The sequence below is a fragment of the Reichenbachiella sp. 5M10 genome, assembly GCF_002742335.1.
Taxonomy (GTDB): Bacteria; Bacteroidota; Bacteroidia; order Cytophagales; family Cyclobacteriaceae; genus Reichenbachiella.
Map to the genome: position 1 here is coordinate 4391558 of NZ_MDGR01000007.1, position 19520 is coordinate 4411077.

13 protein-coding genes are annotated in these 19520 nt (G+C 42.4%); 7 read left to right on the plus strand and 6 right to left on the minus strand.

Features of this window, described 5'->3' with window-relative positions:
• Positions 1 to 2: 2 nt before the first annotated feature.
• From BFP72_RS17945 to BFP72_RS17965, 5 genes are all read left to right on the plus strand, one after another.
• A complete protein-coding gene (locus BFP72_RS17945) occupies positions 3 to 1274 on the plus strand; it encodes an O-antigen ligase (protein ID WP_099600453.1) in 1272 nt (423 codons plus the stop codon).
• A 52-nt stretch (positions 1275 to 1326) separates the two neighbouring features.
• On the plus strand, positions 1327 to 1851 hold the full coding sequence (locus BFP72_RS17950; protein WP_099600454.1) for a serine O-acetyltransferase: 525 nt from the start codon (positions 1327 to 1329) through the stop codon (positions 1849 to 1851).
• Between the two features lie 154 nt (positions 1852 to 2005).
• Positions 2006 to 3064 (plus strand): glycosyltransferase family 1 protein, encoded by a 1059-nt coding sequence (locus tag BFP72_RS17955; protein WP_099600455.1) that lies wholly within the window; start codon positions 2006 to 2008, stop codon positions 3062 to 3064.
• Complete coding sequence (locus BFP72_RS17960; RefSeq protein ID WP_099600456.1) at positions 3061 to 4179, plus strand: glycosyltransferase; 1119 nt, start codon at positions 3061 to 3063, stop codon at positions 4177 to 4179. The genes BFP72_RS17955 and BFP72_RS17960 overlap by 4 nt, the downstream gene beginning before the upstream one ends.
• Before the next feature lie 44 nt (positions 4180 to 4223).
• Positions 4224 to 5603: an undecaprenyl-phosphate glucose phosphotransferase gene (locus BFP72_RS17965; RefSeq protein WP_099600457.1), complete on the plus strand. Its 1380-nt coding sequence runs from the start codon at positions 4224 to 4226 to the stop codon at positions 5601 to 5603.
• Here the strand turns inward: BFP72_RS17965 and BFP72_RS17970 are convergent.
• Positions 5600 to 8575, minus strand: a complete 2976-nt coding sequence (locus tag BFP72_RS17970; protein ID WP_099600458.1) for a DNA polymerase III subunit alpha — start codon at positions 8573 to 8575, stop codon at positions 5600 to 5602. The genes BFP72_RS17965 and BFP72_RS17970 overlap by 4 nt on opposite strands.
• 23 nt (positions 8576 to 8598) lie before the next feature.
• Positions 8599 to 9816 (minus strand): DNA polymerase IV, encoded by a 1218-nt coding sequence (dinB, locus tag BFP72_RS17975; RefSeq protein ID WP_099600459.1) that lies wholly within the window; start codon positions 9814 to 9816, stop codon positions 8599 to 8601.
• 187 nt (positions 9817 to 10003) lie between these two features.
• Between dinB and pheS the strand changes: the two genes are divergently transcribed.
• Positions 10004 to 11029, plus strand: coding sequence for a phenylalanine--tRNA ligase subunit alpha (gene pheS, locus BFP72_RS17980; protein ID WP_073121373.1), 1026 nt, complete (start codon positions 10004 to 10006; stop codon positions 11027 to 11029).
• On the opposite strand, the gene sdaAA is transcribed toward pheS, so the two are convergent.
• From sdaAA to BFP72_RS17995, 3 genes are all read right to left on the minus strand, one after another.
• On the minus strand, positions 11026 to 11934 hold the full coding sequence (gene sdaAA, locus BFP72_RS17985) for an L-serine ammonia-lyase, iron-sulfur-dependent, subunit alpha (RefSeq protein WP_099600460.1): 909 nt from the start codon (positions 11932 to 11934) through the stop codon (positions 11026 to 11028). The two genes, pheS and sdaAA, sit on opposite strands and share 4 nt — an antisense overlap.
• A 211-nt stretch (positions 11935 to 12145) precedes the next feature.
• Positions 12146 to 13597, minus strand: coding sequence for an asparagine--tRNA ligase (gene asnS / locus BFP72_RS17990; protein ID WP_099600461.1), 1452 nt, complete (start codon positions 13595 to 13597; stop codon positions 12146 to 12148).
• A 220-nt stretch (positions 13598 to 13817) separates the two neighbouring features.
• Positions 13818 to 15551 carry a hypothetical protein gene (locus BFP72_RS17995; protein ID WP_099600462.1) on the minus strand — a complete coding sequence of 578 codons (1734 nt, stop codon included), beginning with the start codon at positions 15549 to 15551 and terminating at the stop codon, positions 13818 to 13820.
• Between the two features lie 297 nt (positions 15552 to 15848).
• On the opposite strand from BFP72_RS17995, the gene BFP72_RS18000 reads away from it, so the two are divergent.
• Complete coding sequence (locus BFP72_RS18000; protein WP_143520125.1) at positions 15849 to 18833, plus strand: CHAT domain-containing tetratricopeptide repeat protein; 2985 nt, start codon at positions 15849 to 15851, stop codon at positions 18831 to 18833.
• A gap of 144 nt (positions 18834 to 18977) precedes the next feature.
• Here the strand turns inward: BFP72_RS18000 and BFP72_RS18005 are convergent, their stop codons facing one another.
• Positions 18978 to 19484, minus strand: a complete 507-nt coding sequence (locus BFP72_RS18005; protein ID WP_099600464.1) for an NUMOD4 domain-containing protein — start codon at positions 19482 to 19484, stop codon at positions 18978 to 18980.
• Between the last annotated feature and the right edge of the window lie 36 nt (positions 19485 to 19520).

Sequence of the window (19520 nt, forward strand, 5' to 3'; positions counted from 1 at the left end):
AGATGAAACCAGTACTTCAATTAAAGAGGCTAGTGATATTTGTTTTTGTATGCTCACTACTATTCACTTTTACTAATTTTATTTATCTGAGTGTTTCTTTCTTGCTTCTCACACCTTTCTTGCTTATTCTTCAATATAATTTGTTTAAATATAGGCAAAGTAAAGTGTTTGTATTTCTTCTGGTTTATGCTCTTATCGTTGTTCTTTCTGCATTGTTTTATGATCCATGGGCTTTTATGCAATTTGACTTTTATAGAAGGGACGGGAATTTTCTAATTAGTTATATGCCAGTAATAATTTTGGGTTTATTTCCAATCAACTTTAATGTAAGTATTTATTTGAGATTATTAATTTATATCACTGTAGTGATGTGTTTTGTGGCTGGCATAGTTCTCGGTGCGGATTCTGCTGGCGATTATCACTTTTTCTTTGTTGCTCACAATGCAGCAGGTGGCTTTATCGGGGTTGTTTTTATGCTGAGCTTAGGCCAATACTTAAATAAACGTGAAAAGTCTTTTTTAATAACCTCAATACTATTGTTTGTTTTTTTGTGGCTTACCAAATCCCGTGGTTCAATTGTAGGAGTAGTTTTAGGTGTGGGGAGTTACCTTTACAATCAGAAATTTGATAAGCTAATTTTGATGGCTTCAATTATTTTCATGGTTATCCTTCTTGTATACTCATTTAATGTTTGGAAGTCCATAGATCCGACAGGGCAAAAGGAGGGTAAAGAGGTTTCTTCTATTGATTTAGGCGTAAGTAGGGGGGGGAATTTTATTCTGAGAATATTTTATCTCTGGCCTAGGGCAGTTGATAACTTTATTCATTCCCCTTTTCTAGGAATAGGTTTTGCAAGTTATGATGATAAACCTTACGAGTACAAGGAAGTGGTTCCATATTTGTTAACCACCAAGACTAACCAGACAATAAAACATTCAGATTCTCATGCGCATAACTCATACCTTAACATACTAGCAGAGACAGGTTTTATTGGATTTTTCTTTTTTTTAGGATTCTTATACTATACGCGTAAATTTTTAAAGAGTAAAAAGTTAAATCCGGAGCTAAGAGCCTCGATGCTCTTAGCTTTCTGGATGATTATTTATTCGTCATATACAGAACACCGAATAATGACGCCTTCACAAATGCTCCCATTCACCTTACTTTTTGGGATGATATTATCCCACTATAATTTTCAAAAGGTGTATTTTAAAAAAAAAGTACAATTAATAAAAGGAAAAAACACACTTTCATGTAGAATATCGCCTAATTAGTGTTCGGTAATTATATTTGTGGGATTAAAGAACAGTGAATTTAATTAAAAAGATGACTTTATATACTAGTATCAAGAAAGACCTTATAGCAATAAATGCCTATACAGGCATAAGCGTTATTATGGTCATTCTTTTTAATCGAGGATTTCATAGTCTTATTAGTTACAGAATAGCCAACAGATTATGGAAAGCTAGAGTACTTATATTTCCTGCTTTTTTTACTAGGGTTATTCAAATTTTATACAGCATTGATATTGACTATAAATGCTATATTGATGCAGGAGTAGTAATAATGCATGGTGACGGTATCGTCATTGGCAAGGGAGCAACAATTGAAGAGAATGTTATTATTTTTCATCAAGTTACATTGGGAAGGAGAAAATTTGGCGAACCAATACCAGATAATGACGGGTTTCCAACTATCGGTAGAGGTGTAGTTTTAGGTGCAGGAGCTAAGCTACTAGGTCCAATATCAATAGGTTATGAGTCAATTATTGGCGCAAATACTGTTATCACAAAAAGTGTTCCACCATTGAGTACTGTAGTTACGTCAAAGCCAATAATTTTAGGTGGTTAATACGATTCAGCTTTTGTAAAAAGCTAGGTGAAGCCATACAATCACATTTTTTAATAAAAATCGTAGGTAGTGTAATATTTGTGTAATTTGCTTTTTAAATACCATCTGAACTTCTAAATATTGATACAGTTAATAAGACCTATTGTAATAAATTATGATTGTAGTTAATGCACGATTTTTAACTCAGCAAATAACAGGCGTACAGCGATTTGCAATAGAGATATGTAAAGAATTAGTACAAATCGATAATGATATAAAATTTGTATGTCCAAGGGGTGTAATACATAAAGAGATATTTAGTTTATTTCAATGTAAAGTGATTGGAATAAATACTGGCTATCTGTGGGAACAAATAGATTTACCTGTTTTTTTAAAAAAGAATAAATCTCCTCTACTGCTAAATTTTTGCAATGTTGCACCTGTTTTTTATAAAAATAAAATAGCAATAATTCATGACTTAGCAGCATTTGCAAATCCCAAATGGTTTAGTTGGAAGTTTGTAATGAGCTACAAGATTATGATTCCTCTAATTTCAAAAACATCTAAAAAAATAGGTACGGTAAGTGAGTTCTCAAGGAAAGAGATAGTTAAATACCTTAAAGTAAAAAGTGATAAAATATTTGTTGTTCCGAATGCGGTTTCATTTGAATTTTGTTCCCAATCATCTGATGATAAAAAGGTTGTTTCAGATAATTATTTTTTAACTGTGGGTTCTTTGGATCCTAGGAAAAACTTTAATAGGTTGATCTACGCCTTTGGGAAATTTAAATATGACAACATCAAATTAAAAATAGTGGGAAGTCCTAATAAAGTGTTCAAAGATAATAATGTAAGGGCTTATATCACGTCTGATCCAAGAATTGAGCTAACTGGTTATTTAACTGATAATGAGTTGGCTAATCTATATAAATCAGCAAAATTATTTATTTACCCCTCGTTATATGAGGGATTTGGGATTCCTCCTTTAGAAGCGATGTCTTTTGGTTGCCCAACTTTAGTCTCTGACATTGGTAGTTTGCGTGAGGTATGCTCGGAAGCTTCTGCATATTTTAACCCATATGATGAGAAGGATTTATTGGATAAAATGGAACTCTGTTTGAGTAACAGAGAAATACGAACGAGCCTCACAGAAAAGGGTAGAGAAAGAATCAATAATTACAGTTGGCAATCTTCTGCTATCTTGATGAATAAAATAATGAAAAGCCTTATATGAAAATAGCTATTGTTCATGATGATCTAATGCGAAGAGGAGGTGCTGAGCAGGTGGCATTAGCTCTACATAAGACTTTTCCAGACGCTCCCATATATACGCTATGTTATCAGCCAGAATTGACTTATCCAGAATTTAAGAATGCAGACATCCGTACGTCCATTTTTCAGAAATTCGTGAAAACGGAGAAATGGATGAAATTGCTTTTTTATCCATTTGGTTTTTGGGCAATGCGTTTGTTGAAAATTAGAGGCTATGATAAGGTTATTTTGTCTTCAACATATGCTTCTAAATATGCCAGTATTGAGAAGGATACCAAGATTATTAACTATTGTCATAACCCTTTTAGGTTGGTTTGGTATCCAGAATCTTATCCAGAAGTAGAAGAAGCGTTTTTTCTAAAAAGGTTATTATACACTGTTGTGATTTCTAGGTTGAGATCAATCGACTATAAATATTCTAGGAAGAGTGATTTGACAATAGTCAATTCTAAAGTAGTTCAAAAACGGGTTGAAGAAGTATATGGGTTGACTGGAGCTCCTATAGTAAACCCTCCTGTCAATTTAGATAATTTTAGGCCTGTTGAAAAAAGTGAGAAAAGAGACCACTACTTGGTGGTTAGTCGTTTTGAGTATTATAAAAGGGTAGACTTAGTGATAGATGCATTTAATAACTTGAATCTTCCTTTGGTAATTATTGGCAATGGGACGTTAAAAAATGAACTTATTATAAGAGCGAATAAGAACATTATTTTTAAGCATAATCTTACGAAGGAGGAATTGCTGGAAGAGTATGCAAGGTCAAAGGCACTTATTTTTCCGCAGGAAGAGGATTTTGGTATTACTCCATTAGAGGCAAATGCCTCTGGCACTCCAGTGATAGCATATGGAAGAGGTGGAGTTACTGAAACTATGATTCCGTTGAATCAGCAAAAAATAAATGGGAATGCAACTGCTGTTTTTTTTGATGAGCAAAATGTTAAGAGCCTGACTCAAGCAGTTATAGAATTTACTAACAGTGAAAATTTCTTTGATCAAGAAGAATTAATTCTGAATGCAGCTAATTTCTCTGTTGATTCATTCTCAACGTCCATTATTTCATTGGTTAATGATGTATGAAGAAAGATTTCCCTATCTTCGCATTCTACCTAGCTTTTTAACACATGCAAAAGAAAAGGTTCTCTAAGTATTTTCCTGCCATATTCTTATTGATAGACCTGTTATTTTTGAATATCGGGTTTGTTGTGGCTAACTATATTCGGTTCGATACTTTTTGGTTTCAGGGAGACCGTTACCCGTTTTTATTTGCTTTTCTTAATGTAGCGTGGGTTGTCATATTCTTTGTGACTAAGCTGGAGAAGGTTGAACGTGAAAAAAGTATCGTTGATTATATCTCTCAGATACTGCTAGGTCTTACGATCAATCTGGCTGTGGTTTTTGCCATGTGGGCTTCTACGCGAGCTTATTTTTATTCCCGAGAGCATCTTTTCTATACTTACCTTATTTTCTCCGTCTTTGTTATTGGGTGGAGAGTAGGGTTTATAAACATTCTTCGGTTTTACCGTACCAAGGGGTACAACTTGAGGAATGTAGCCATTGTAGGGTATGGTCCTATTGGGAGAAGTTTGAAACGACATTTTCTCCAGAATCCAGAAATGGGTTATGTTTTCAAGGGCTTTTTTGACCATAAGTCGGATCACCCTTCTGTTGCTGGATCTGTGGAGGAGGTAGAGGCCTTTTCGAAGGAGAAGGGCATTGATGTTATTTTTTGCTGTCTGCCTAAATTGTATGATGATGATGTCAAGCGATTGGTGGATTTTGCAGAGAACAATTTGATTAAGATCAAATTGCTTTCAGACTTTAGCAAAGTCTCTAATAAGAATCTTCAGATTCAGCGGTACGGAAACATTCCTGTTTTGGATGTAGGTAACATACCGCTTGACAGGATGTATAATAGGGTACTTAAGCGGGTTTTTGATATTGTATTTTCTTCTTTGGTGATGATTTTTATTCTTTCTTGGTTAGTGCCTATGATAGGTTTGTTGATCAAGTTAGAATCTCCAGGCCCTGTTTTTTTTATTCAGAATAGACATGGGCGTGGCAATAAGTATTTTCCATGTTGGAAGTTTAGGACGATGGTCGTCAACAATGAAGCGGATTCTAAACAAGCGACGAAGAATGACGCACGTATCACTAAGATTGGAGCGATTCTCAGAAAAACCAGTTTGGATGAATTGCCACAATTCATCAATGTCTTTTTGGGCAACATGTCTGTAGTAGGTCCACGACCTCATCCGATCAAACTGAACAATGAGTTCTCCCCAAAAATTGATCGTTTTATCCAGCGTCATGCAGTGAAACCAGGTGTGACTGGACTCGCACAAGCGAAGGGTTATCGTGGAGAAACGGCGCGCTTTAGTGAAATGTATGGACGTGTAAAACTCGATCGGTTTTATGTCAAGAACTGGAGTCTTTGGTTTGATATCAAGATTATCTTCTTGACGATTTATTCTATCATTTTCGAGACAGAAAACGTCTATTAGCGGTTATTTAGCAACTCATCTTTCATCACGTCTTCCATGTTGGCGTAGCTGCTGCGGGTCATGGTGATGATTTCTAGTGTGAGGAAATCGAATTCTTCTACTACTTTCCCTGTCAATTCATAAATACCTTGACCCCTGAAGGTGTATTGCTTGGCTACTGGCGGGAAATGAACCGTATCGATGAACTGTCCTTTTTCGTCAAGGAATGTTCCGAAGTACATGCGTGTACCAGATTTGGTGGTGGTGCGTTTGGCTGTGACCAAGTAGCCCAACATGGTGATGATTTTTCCTTTGTACTGTGCTATTTCATGTGCGTAGATGATGGGGTCAATAGGTCGTTGACTGACCAAATCAAATGGACTTTCTAGTGAAAAGTGTAAGATTTCTAATTCATCGTAGATGTCTTCTCGCTTGTCGTAGAAGAGTGCAGGCAATTGTACTTTTTTGTTTTGGGGAGGAAACATAGGGTACAACTGGTTGGGTTTTTTATGCTGGTTGGTGAGGAAGAGAAACTTCCAAAGGAGCTTTTTTTTGTTGGGCTCGATGCTACGGAATGCGCCGATACGAATTAGGGTTTTGGTGTGCTCTATACCTATGGGGACGGTTTCTAGAAACTGTTCCAGACTGTCAAAGGCTGTCAAAGCTGTGCGGTGGGAGATGATTCGCGCTGCATTTTCCAAACTGAGTTGTTGGATGACATGGAAGCCGAGGTATATCGTGTCTCCGATGATGTGTGTGTGTTGATGGGAAGTATTGATACAGGGAGGCTGGATGATGGCACCTTGTTGTCGTGCTTCGTGGATGTAGGTTTCACGGCTGTAAAAACCTCCCCCGTTGTTGATGACGGCTACCATGTATTCGAGTGGGTAGTGTGCCTTGAGGTATAGACTTTGGTAACTCTCGGTGGCGTAGGAGGCTGAGTGGCCTTTGGCGAATGCATAGCCAGCGAAACTTTCAATTTGCTTCCAGACTTCATGGGTGAGCTTTTCTCCACGACCCATTTGGATGCAGTTGTGAAAGAACTTCTGCTTGACCTGATGAAATTCTGTTCTTGACCGAAACTTGCCAGACATGCCGCGACGGAGGATGTCTGCTTCACCGAGATCGAGCCCTGCAAAGTAGTGAGCGACTTTGATGACGTCCTCTTGATATACCATGACTCCAAAGGTCTCCGGCATGAGTTGGGCGAGTATGGGGTGTGCTTCGCTTCGTTTTTCGGGCATACGAAACCGTAGGATGTATTCACGCATCATGCCTGATTTGGCGACTCCAGGACGAATGACGGAACTTGCTGCTACGAGACCTAGGTAGGTGTCTGCTTTGAGCTTTTTGAGGAGCATTCGCATGGCAGGAGATTCGACATAGAAACAGCCAATGGCTTGTCCGTTGCGTAAAAGGTGTTTGATTTTCTCGTCTTCAAAAAATCGTTTGGTGTCGTGGATATCTATGGTTGGGGCATTGGGGCGATTGACTCGGACGATGGCAATCGCATCTTTGATTTTTTCCAGCCCCCTTTGGCTGAGGATGTCAAACTTGTAGAGACCGATGTCTTCTGCTACCACCATGTCAAAGTGCGTGATAGGGAAGCCTTTGGGAGGCAAGCTGGTGGCAGTGTAGCTGTGTATGGGTTTTTCGGAGATGATGATCCCTCCTGCATGGACACTCAAGTGACTGGGGATCTCATCCATATGGGTGGCGTACTTGAGTATCAGTTGGGTGATATGGTCGGAAGGTTGGGTTGGACTGTCGCTGATCTTGTCGATTTCGTGGGGGGGTAGGCCGAAGACTTTGCCAAGCTCACGAACGATGGCTTTGAATTTGAAGGTGCTGTATGTGGCGATCAGACAGACTCTTTCTGCCCCAAAACGTTCGAAAATGTAGCGGATCACGTCTTCTCGATCTCGCCAAGAAAAATCAATATCAAAATCGGGGGGATTGGTACGGTAGAGATTGATGAAGCGCTCAAAGTATAGATCCAACTCGATGGGATCTACGTCGGTGATGCGTAGCAAATATGCCACGACACTATTGGCACCACTCCCACGACCGACATAGAAGTAGCCCTTGCTGCGTGCATATTTGAGTATGTCCCAGTTGACAAGGAAGTAGGAGACAAAACCTTTTTTTTGGATGATGTCTAGTTCTAGTGCTAGCCTTCGGTAGATCTTGATGCTGGGTTGAGCAAACCTGTAAGGCATGCCTTGGAGGCAAAGCCTGCGGAGATGCTGGATGTCTTCTGAAGGAGAGGAGTTGTAGGACTGGATGTTTTTGTGGGGATGCTCGGTACCGAACTCGAAATTGACGGAGCAGCTGTCGAGGATGTTCTGGGTGTTTTGGATCAGTTGTGGGTAGTCCTTGAAACATGCGGTGAGTTGTTCTTCGGAGAGTAGTTGGTCGTCTACGGACGCTTGTTCGCTCTTGGGTAGTTTGCTTAGTAGTGTGTTGTTGTCGATAGCTCGGAGTAGCCGGTGGATGTTGAAGTCGAGTTGATGACGAAAGGATCCGCTTTGCATCACGACCATATTATGGATTTGGTCTTTGGATTTTGAAAATGGGATTTTCAAAACATCTCGAGGATTGACGCCTATGTATTCATTTTCCCGTAAGGAATAAGCCCTCTGGGAAGAGAAAGGGTAGATGACAAATACGTGTTGGAAGGCTGGGGCAACAGCGGGCACCTTTGTTTTGGCATGGAGGAGCGGTGAGAGGTAGTTGTTTATTTCACGGAAGCCTTCGTTGTTTTGTGCTATAGCGACAAATTGCTGTTGGATACCATCCCTGAAGTCCACGCCGATCAGTGGACGAATACCATAGTCAGGCGCTAGTCGCAGAAAGTTCATGCATCCGGAGGTGTTGTTGATGTCTGTCAGGGCGAGGCTTGTCAACCCGAGTCGCTGGGCTTCTTGTAGGAGGGCCTTTGGGTGCATGACGCCATAGCGAAAACTGAAAAAGGAGTGTGTATTGAGAAACATCGTGAATGAGTCTAAAGGGAAAATCAGCTGCGTCGGTTGGGCAACAGAGGTGGCGGTTCACCAGAGAAGGGATTGAAGCGGCTGATGGTTTTGGCCTCTATGCCTGCTGCACGTAGGATTTTTCGGTCGCCGTGTTTGTCACGAATGGTGTCGAGTGCTTGGTAGAGACGGATCATCTCTTCGGTATCTTCGAAGAGGTGGATTTGGTAATTGCCCTCGGCCAGTTGACTAAATCGTACACCTATGAGCCGAATGAGTAGTCGTTTGTTGTAGAGTCGGTCAAAGAGCTCCATGATTTTGGGGATCAATATATGATCTGCCGAAGTGAAGGAGATTTTGGACTGTAGCGAGTGAGTATTGAAGTCAGAATAGCGAATCTTGACCGTGACACAAGAGGTGAGCTTCTGCCCTCTTCTGAGTTGAAAGGCGAGGTTTTCTGCCATGGCGAGCATGATACTTTTGAGTTTGGAGATATCGGTGGTGTCTTTGTCGAACGTCCGCTCGGTGGAGATAGATTTTCGCTCTTGGTAGGGGACGACTGGAGAAGGGTCTATGCCTTGTGCTTTTTGCCACATCTTGGTGCCATGCCGGCCGAAGGCACTTTCTACCAAGTCGAGAGGCATCTGTTGTAAATGACTGATGTAACGGATGCCTAGTTGCTGTAGTGTGTGGTAGGTTTTTTCGCCCACCATAGGGATCTTCTTGACCGATAGAGGAGCTAGAAAATGCTTCTCCTGACCATAATTGATCTGCATTTGGTTGTTAGGTTTGGCTTCACCAGTAGCGATTTTGGAGACGGTTTTATTTTCGGATAGACCAAAAGAGATCGGGAGTTTGGTTTCCTTGATGATGCGTTGGCGCAGTTCGCGGGCGATTTGCATGCAGCCAAAGAAGCGATCCATACCTGTCAGGTCCATATAGAACTCATCGATCGAGGATTTCTCAAAGAGCGGGACGGACTCTCGGATGATCTCGGTGACCTCTTTGGACTTTTGACTGTAGGTAGCGGCATTGCCTTTGATGATGATGGATTCAGGGCAGAGTTGTCGGGCTAGTTTCATGGGCATGGCAGAGTGTACGCCAAAAGTACGTGCCTCGTAGCTACATGACGCCACCACTCCCCGATCCGAAGTACCTCCAATGAGTACGGGTTTGTTGTGCAGGCGCTTGTCATGCAAGCGCTCACAAGAGACAAAAAACGTATCTAAGTCCATGTGGACAATTGATTTTTCGTGTGCCATAAAAGTAAATTGAGGAAACAAAAATACTATAATAATTAGTATAAACTATAATATTTAGTTTTTAGAATGTATAGATCCATCAAAACAGGTTTAAAAAACTCGTTTAGTTAGGGCCTCTCCATTTCCGACTCAAAAGTTCCATTTTAATTTAGCCCGTGGTAAATTCGCATCTTCAAGTCCAAGAGATATGTTTGAGAAAGTAGAAGAGTACAAAGCCATGATCCAATCTGCTGAAGCGAAAGCTGCAGAGGAACTGGAGCAATTCAGAATGAAATTTATCAGCAAGAAAAGTGTCGTCACTGAGCTGTTCAATGATTTCAGAAATGTTCCTAACGAACAAAAGAAGGCTTTTGGTCAGGCACTCAACGAACTCAAGGATCTTGCTCAAGAGAAGTTTCAGGCGCTCGCAGACGGGCTGTCGGATCAGTCAGGCAGCACAGCGGATATTGGCTTGGACATGACCCTACCCAATGTGCCCAACGAGACGGGTTCGATCCATCCACTGACGATCACCACCAACAAGATCATAGAGATCTTCGAGCGTATGGGGTTCAATGTGGCCAATGGACCCGAGATCGAGGAAGATTTTTACAATTTCACTGCGTTGAATTTTCCAGAAAATCATCCAGCACGTGAGATGCAGGATACTTTTTTTATCGAAAAAGATCCAGACAAGGTTCTCCGTACGCACACTTCCAATGTGCAGATTCGATTGATGGAAGGACAAAAGCCTCCTTTCCGATCGATCATGCCAGGGCGTGTGTTTAGAAATGAAGCGATCTCTGCCAGAGCACACTGTTTCTTTCATCAGGTAGAAGGTCTATATGTCAACAAAAACGTCGGGTTCAAAGACCTCAAGGAGACGGTGTACCACTTTGTGAAGCAGCTTTTTGGTGAGAACACGAAGATTCGTTTCCGTCCGTCTTATTTTCCTTTCACCGAGCCGAGTGCGGAGATAGACATCAGCTGTTTTATTTGTAATGGCAAGGGCTGCAACGTCTGCAAATACACCAACTGGGTGGAAATCGGCGGTTGTGGGATGGTCGATCCGAACGTCCTCAAAAACTGTGGAATCGATCCTGAAGAATACACAGGGTTCGCATTCGGAATGGGAATTGAGCGCATCACGATGCTCAAGTACCAAATCAACGACCTGCGTCTCTTCTCTGAGAATGACGTGCGATTCCTCAATCAGTTCAAGGGGACTTTTTAGTTCCCCTCTTCACTGTCGTTCATAATTTCTATATCCTGGATCAAAATCTTTTTGGCTAGCGCCTGACCCGTCTTGGTTGCGGCGAGTCCCCCTTGTGCCGTTTCCTTGTAGCGAGACTCCATGCTTTGGCCTACCTCTCCCATCGCTTCGGCACATTCGTCGACAGGTATCACGCTGCTGACGTGCGAGAGTGCGATTTGTGCGGAGGAGTTGGCGATAGCTGCCGCGCTGGCGTTGCGCACGACACAGGGGACTTCTACGAGACCCGCGACGGGATCGCAGACCAGTCCGAGCATGCATTGGATGGTGATGCCTGCGGCATTGAATATTTGATCGACTGATCCTCCGAGGCAATACACGATCCCTGCAGAAGCCATCGCCGCTGCACTGCCTGTTTCGGCTTGACACCCTCCGACTGCTCCGGCTAGAGAGGCTTTTTGTTCCAAGATCAAAGCGACTCCTGCTCCGATCAATAGTGCTTCGTAGATCGTCTGATCCTCTAGTTGATGGATGGACTGTAGTGTGGTGAATACGCCTGGCAAGATTCCTGATGCACCTGCTGTAGGTGCTGCGACTACTCGCCCCATGCAGGAGTTGACCTCTTTGGCACCTAGGGCGCTAGAGATTAACAATTTGAATTCGGGGGATAGGACAGTGATGTCGGAGTTGGCCACCTTTTTGGCACCATTGTCGATCATGCCTGATCGGGATTTCATTTCTTCTGTTTTGCCGGTATGCACGGCATCTTTCATGACTTGGTAGGCACGGGCTAGGCCTGCCCAGATGTCAGATTCGGAAGCGCCTTTTTGCTCTTTCTCATAGTCTAGTACTACCTCGTGTAGCTGCTGATTATGAGTTTGGCTATAGGTCTTCCATCCTTCGAAACTATCGAATAGAAAACACATGGTATTTGGGGTTTTGTTGTGGAACAAAGGTAGTCAGTATCTAGGAGAGTAGGTTCTTGTTTTTGGGCAGGATAAGTAGCGTGCGGGACGCTGGTATTCTTTCTCGCTATCTAATAGAGTATCAGCATTAAGTCACTCATTTTCTTGTACACAAAAAAGTCCCCACCAGTCACTGAACCGATGGGGACTCTTATGAAAATGTCCTTTTAGTCTAAAACTCAGCGTTGCCTGGAGTCCTTGGGAACGGGATGACGTCTCTGATGTTGGTCATGCCTGTCACGAAGAGGATCATCCGCTCAAAGCCAAGGCCAAACCCACTGTGAGGTGCTGAACCGAATCTGCGGGTATCGAGATACCACCAGAGTTCTTCTTTGGGCACGCCCATCTCGTCCATGCGTTGCTCGAGTTTGTCGAGGCGTTCTTCTCGCTGCGAACCGCCCACGATCTCCCCGATGCCTGGGAAGAGGATGTCCATTGCTGCGACGGTCTTGCCGTCATCGTTTTGGCGCATGTAGAAGGCCTTAATGTCCTTCGGATAGTCTGTGAGGATGACCGGCTTTTTGTAGTGCTTCTCGACCAAGTAGCGCTCGTGTTCTGACTGTAGATCAGCTCCCCATTCATCGATCAGGTACTTGAATTTCTTCTTTTTGTTGGGCTTAGAGTTGCGTAGTACCTGAATCGCTTCGGTGTAGGTGACTCTTTCGAAATCATTCTCTACCACGAACTTTAATCTGTCCAAGAGGTACAACTCTGGACGCTCCGTTTCTTTTTTGTTTTTGTTCTCTTCGACTTCACGGTCGTGCAAAAACTGCAAGTCGTCCGCACAGTGCTCCAAAGCATAACCAACGAGATACTGCAGCATTTCCTCTGCGAGATCAGCATCGTCATCCAGATCAGCAAAGGCCATCTCTGGTTCGATCATCCAAAACTCCGCTAGGTGTCGCGTGGTGTTTGAGTTCTCTGCTCGGAAAGTTGGTCCGAAAGTATAGATCTGTCCCAATGCCATCGCAGCAAGTTCACCCTCCAACTGACCAGATACGGTCAAGTTCGTTTCTTTCTCGAAGAAGTCCTGGCTGTGATCCACAGCACCTTCTTCGGTCTTCGGTACATTGTTGAGATCAAGGGTAGTGACTTTGAATGTCTCTCCAGCTCCCTCAGCATCCGATGCGGTGATGATCGGCGTGTGCACGTTGACAAAACCTTTCTGGTTAAAGAAGTTGTGTACTGCAAAAATCATCGCGTGACGAATGCGGAATATCGCTCCGAAAGTATTGGTACGGGGACGTAGATAGGCGATCTCACGGAGAAACTCCATCGAGTGCTTCTTGGGCTGTAGGGGGTATTTTTCTGGATCTGCCTCACCGAGTACTTCGAGCGTTTTGACGATGAGTTCTACGCTCTGTCCTGAGCCCTGAGACGCGACGAGTTCGCCCGTAGCAGCGAGACAGGCCCCTGTAGTGGAGGCTTTGAGGAGCGCCTCATCGATCAGGTTAGGATCCGCGACCAGCTGTAGATTATTGATGGTGGAGCCGTCATTCAAGGCAATGAATGCTACATTCTTGTTTTGCCTTTTGGTTCTTACCCATCCTTTTACAAGCGCACTGGTTCCAACCTCTCCCGATTGGAGTATGTCCAGTATTTTGGTGCGTTTTTCGCTGCTCACTGTGTTTGTTTTTTGTTGAAATAAAAATCCTCTAAGACCTAGAGGAAGGCAAAAAAAAGGTTTTTTGCTCTGAATTGTGCAATTCGGGACTTAAAACTCAAAAAGTTATTAGGGAATTGGGGGGAAAAGCAGATATATGAGTTTGTGTAAAACACACTCCCTGCTTCAAGACTATGAAATCTTGAAGCAGGGAGTGTCAATTGTAAGGTTCCTACGTTTATTATTTTACGAAAACTTCGTAGGTGTCAGAGATGGTTTCGTTACCTAGCATATCTGTTGCCCTGATTTTGTAGGTGATTAGTCCTTTTTGGGTGATGGTAATAGGTTTGGTGTATTCGAGTTCTGCTCGGTCGTTGAGTGTGTAGTAGACCTTGTCAGTATCTATGGTTTTGTCTGTGGCTCCCAAAAACAACTTCACTCCTTTGGAATAGACATTGATTGGAGCTCCTTCTTTCTCATCCAAAGATATCGTTCCGATAGGCTCCATACTTAGGATTTGTTCGATGGCAGGACCTGTATTGTCAACGACGAAGAAGAATGTTTTTGTGTTTCGGTTGTTGACCTGATCGGTACCGTAGAAGTCAATGGTATAGAAGCCTTCTTCCTCGATTTTGATCGGACCATCGTAAGCTTGTCCTGTGCCACCATTGATTTTGTAGCCGAGGTCTTTGAGCCCACTGTCGTCATCTGTAGCAGATAGTGTGATGGCTGATTCACTTGTTACAAATGCTGTGTCACGAGACATGTGGTGTTTGCCCTCATAGGCAAACGTGATCTCTGGAGCGACCATGTCTATGTCGAGTGATGATCGGCTTAGGTTTGCTTCTTCAAGCTTACCTTCAAAGGTGTTGTTGACTTTGTCCGTGGCGTAGTAGGTCACGACATGGTTGCCTTGAGACTTGTTGAGCGCAAATGGCTCATAGTAGTTTTCAGCTTCTGCTCCATTGATGGAGTATTTGATGTTTTTGACGCCTGCTTTGTTGTCTTCGGCGACCAGTTTGACCTTGGTACGCGTAGAGATGAATACACGGCCTCTGTTTTGATACTGGTCTCCGACGATGCTTGCTTCTACCTCAGGGACAGTACTATCTAGATAAAAGTCAATACTTTGCTCTTCTTCTTTGTTTTGGACATTGTCGTAGGCGTAGTACTTGATGTTATGGTCACCATCGGACAACCCTGATAGATTGATTTGATTGGTGAATATTTTCTCAGGGCCATCGTCGATTTTGTAAACGATTTTTTGAATGCCTGACGCCACGTCAATTGATTTTATTTTGAGGTAGGTTCTCGGAGAGAAAACCATTCCGCTGCGATCGTTGTGTACGGTGTACTCGGATTTTGGACTGCTCGCGTCCACCACGATGTTGAACATTTGGATGGCTTCTACATTGCCGGTATTGTCTGCAGAGTATACTTTGATGTCGTAATCTTGGTCTGTGTCGAGTGCTATTGACTCCCCAAAAGTCGAGAAGGGACTATTATCGATCGAATAGAATGTTTTTTGTACCCCAGAGTGACGGTCAGTAGCTTGGGCATTTAGACGGAGGCCTTTGCCGTAGTATTGTATTCCTTCGGGACTTTTGTAGAGCGTGGCACCTTCGAAGGTTACCTTGGTCTCGGGAGCATGACTGTCACGGTAGACTTCAAAGAGGACCTCTACCTTGGGAGAGACCTGTTTTAAGCTAGAGTCTGCTGCCCAGTTGGTACGGAAATAGTTGATCCCTTCTGTGTCCAAATACAGCGGGTTGGTAAATTGTGGATGAATTTGACTTTCTAATTTATGGGCATTTGTGCCCTCAGGGTTATCAGCTATGAAGATATAAACGGGCTTGTTTCCGTGCCAGTAGAGTTTGCCGTCTTCTCCGACATAGTAGTTGGCGTCTACTGCTTGCTTTTCCTGTGCAAAAATATACAAGGGGCAAAACAGAAGAATCGTAAAAAGCTTTTTCATAACTAATAATAAATTATTTTTACTCCTAGAATGCAATTTCAATTAAATACATTGCGCCTGCAATATCAAAAAAAAAGAAACAAAAAGGACTTATCATAAAAGTCTTTTCCAAGAAAAATATTTGAAGTGAAATTTAGAATTGTTTTAATACAAGCCTTTTTATTTACCTGTATTTATAATTCTGCGTATTCTCAAAAGGATCTGGGTGATGAACATTTTCACAAGGGGGATACCTTTTTGCTTTTCAATAAGCATGATAGCTCTATATATCATTTCGAAAAAGCTCGAGAAATCTATGTGAAAGAGGCTTATTGGAGAGGGATCATTGCTTCGGACAACAAGATTGCTGAAAACCTCTGTGGAACATTTGATTTGATCAAGGCCATGGACTTGGCGAATGAAGCTTTCGAAATGGCTGACCTTCATTTGGGAGAGTGGGATATTGAGAAGGCCAACGCCCTCAACAACATTGGAAACATACACTATCTCACGGGCCAGCATGAGCAGGCACTGGAAGATTATGAACGGGCGCTAGATATAGCCCATCACGAATTTCACGAAGAGGTGCTTTTTTCTGCCCCAACTAGCTTGGGTATTGGCAATGTCTACTTTGGGAAACACCAATATGAGGAGGCATTCAAACATTTTCAGACAGCACTAGAAACCAACATTGCTATATTGGGAGAGGATCATCCTTATGTAGCGAATTCTTATTTGAGCTTGGGTAACCTCTACCGAAACAAGGGGTCATACAATCTTGCTACGGAATATTATGAACATGCTTTGCGGATCAATAAGAAGGTGTTTGGAGAGAACCATCCGGATGTCGCGACGACTTATGTAGGGATTGCAGACATTTACAAAAACAGTGGAAGTTACGATCTCGCGATGCAATATTACCGTCAGGCATTGGTGATATACAAGCGGTTTTTGCACGAAAAAAATCCAAAATATGGTGCGATCTACTTAGGTTTTGCGGATGTGTTCAAAAATGAGGGAGATTATCTCCAAGCAGAGGAATATTATCAAAAGTCACTTGATTTGTTTTCTGAGACGATTGGTCTAGAACATCAAAATAGTGTGCGAAGCTATTTGGGTTTGGGCAACACCTACATGTATCAGGAGAAATTTCCTGAAGCACTGAAGTACTACAATCAGGTATTGGATATTAATTTTAAGTTGGTGGGAGAAAATCACGTCAATTCGTCTGCGGCGAATAACAATCTGGGGAGTATTTATTATTTCTTTGGGGATTTTGAGTTGGCATTGCGCTTTTTTACCAAAGCACTGGATATAGATATTGCCATTCATGGGTCGGAGCACCCCAATGTTGCCAACGCTTATCATAACATCGCACGGGTCTATGGTGAAAAAGGAGATATCTCGATGGCTTTGCAAAATATACAAAGCGCCATCAATTCGAGTATCATTGATTTTGACGATCAGAATGTATTCATCAATCCAGTCTTGGTGAATTTCTTTGACAACCAAGACTTGCTCTATTATTTGAGTTACAAAGGGGAATTGCTTGAGGAAGGTTTTCGCCGAAGCGAAAATGTCAAAGGGTTGGATATTTCGCTCAACAGTTTCATCTTGAGTGACAGCCTAGTGGATCAGATTCGACAGTCCTATACCGATCGTAGAGATCAAGTGATGCTGGGCGATCTGTCGAGCAAAATTTACGAATCTTCGATCAATGCGTCTTATGCTTTGACGCGATTGCTCAACGAGGACAATGTGAAGTATCTTGGAACAGGCGCATCGTACAGCCAAAAGAAGAAGGAGTACGAGGACAGGTTCTTTTTCTTTACTGAAAAAGACAAAGGAGCAATTCTTTTTTCTTCTTTGGCAGAATCTAATGCCAAGGCCTTTGGTGGGATACCAGAGACTATGCTCTATCAAGAGAAGGAACTCAAGGATCTCATCAATAGCTACACACAAGAATTGGCCGCCAATCCAGACAGTACGATGCTTGAGTTTTATCAGCGGGAGTTGTTTGCTGCCAACCGGGAGTATGAGGATTTGATTTATCAATTTGAAAGTGACTATCCGAAGTATTATGACTTGAAATACGACATTCAAATCACTTCTCTGGATGAAGTGCAGGAATTTTTGGATGATTCTACGATGATGCTTTCTTACTATATCGCTACTGATAGCATCTATATCTCTCAAATTGAAAAGGATGATTTTAAGATAGGTAAGATCTACAAGAAACGAGACTATGAGAAGGCCCTCAAGGCGGTACGTCAAGGGATTTTGTACAAGAGTGACCGAGTCTATGCCAAGTATGCCAGAATACTCTACCAACAGCTTTTTCCTATAGAGATTCCGAGCCACATCAAAAACCTGATCATTGTGCAGGATGGTGTGATGTCTACGATTCCGTTTGAGGCACTACTCACGGAGGATGTCAATGCAGAAGCCATGGACTATGCAACTCTGCCATATTTGGTAAGGGATTACAACATCTCTTATACTTTCTCAGCCAATTTGCTCTATAAGACCTTTATGAATGAGAAAACAATTCGTAGCAAAGCAGAGAAGGATGGTATGGTTCTGGCCCCTGTTGATTTTGACAATGCCCTGGACGCACTTCGTGAAGCGAAAGAAAAATCCTACACAGAGTCTGACAAGGCCATGAACCTACGTAAAGGGATCGCAATATCCGAGAATCAAATTCCGTCCTTGCCTGGTACGGAGATTGAATCTATGACTCTCATTGATATGTTTTCAGAGAATGGGAAAACAGCTGATAGTTATTTGCATTATGAGGCAAAAGAAGAGGTGGCCAAATCGGGGAAGATGGATGAGTACAATTATGTGCACATTGCCTCCCATGGCTTTGTCAATCAGGAGGAACCTGAGTTTTCGGGAATTTTCATGACGAGAGACTCACTGACCAAGATAGAAGATGGAATTTTGTTTTCTGGGGAGGTGTATAATATCAACCTCAATGCAGAACTCGTGACACTATCTGCTTGTGAGACAGGTTTGGGTAAAATCAAGAGTGGAGAAGGGATTATCGGTTTGTCGCGTGCGTTGATTTATGCAGGGGCCAAGAATCTAACGGTCTCATTGTGGAAAGTCTCGGATGAATCGACCAAAGAATTGATGATTGATTTTTATAGTAATTTCCTAGATCAAGAGATCCCTGAGGATATTCACACCAGTCTCAGCTATGCCTATGCACTCAAAAAGGCAAAAATAGACTTGATCAATAAAGGCGGGCAATTTGCTCATCCATATTATTGGTCTCCTTTCGTACTCATTGGGAAATAAAATAGTCCCTGTATCGTAAAGATTGGAGTTGTTTCGTGTGGTCAGAGTTGCCCCCATCGAGATGATGAGTGACAAATAGAGAGAAACCCATGCAGGTTGCAAAAGAACTCAAGAAAGAGATACTTTGTTTAGGTCAGGGTGGCATTATGCCATTTTACGTGCTTGACTCTTGCTGTAGTGAGTGGTAGGGCCTTGTTCTTTGAAACCATTCTTGTATCGTTTCTTTCTTGTTTTCCAGACCTTAAAGTTATTCTTGTTGCCCACCTCAAACTGGAAAGACATATGCTCAGAAGGAGAAACCCATTCGAGATTGGTCGAATCGTTGTTTTTTGGGTTGTTGTCCAAGTGGACGATCATCGTGTATTCTTCTGGAATGATATTGATACAAAACGCTTTGGCGACCTCTTTGTGCGGATAGACCGTTTTGCGCTTGCCCTCATCATTGAGCAGGTCGAGGAAAAAGCATTTGCAACTTTTGTTCCAACGCTGTCTCATAATTCTTTCTTTGAGGAGGATGTCTTTTTTGGATCCGCTATGCCAAGTCTTACGAGCCTTGCGACGGATAGTACCTTGGTTGGATACCTCGTAGTTCGAAAAACCCTCTATGGTTTTCCAAACTTCACTTATTCTTTCTATTCTTTGATACCCCATAATGATTAAGATCTGCGCTTTTCAGATAAGGAAGTA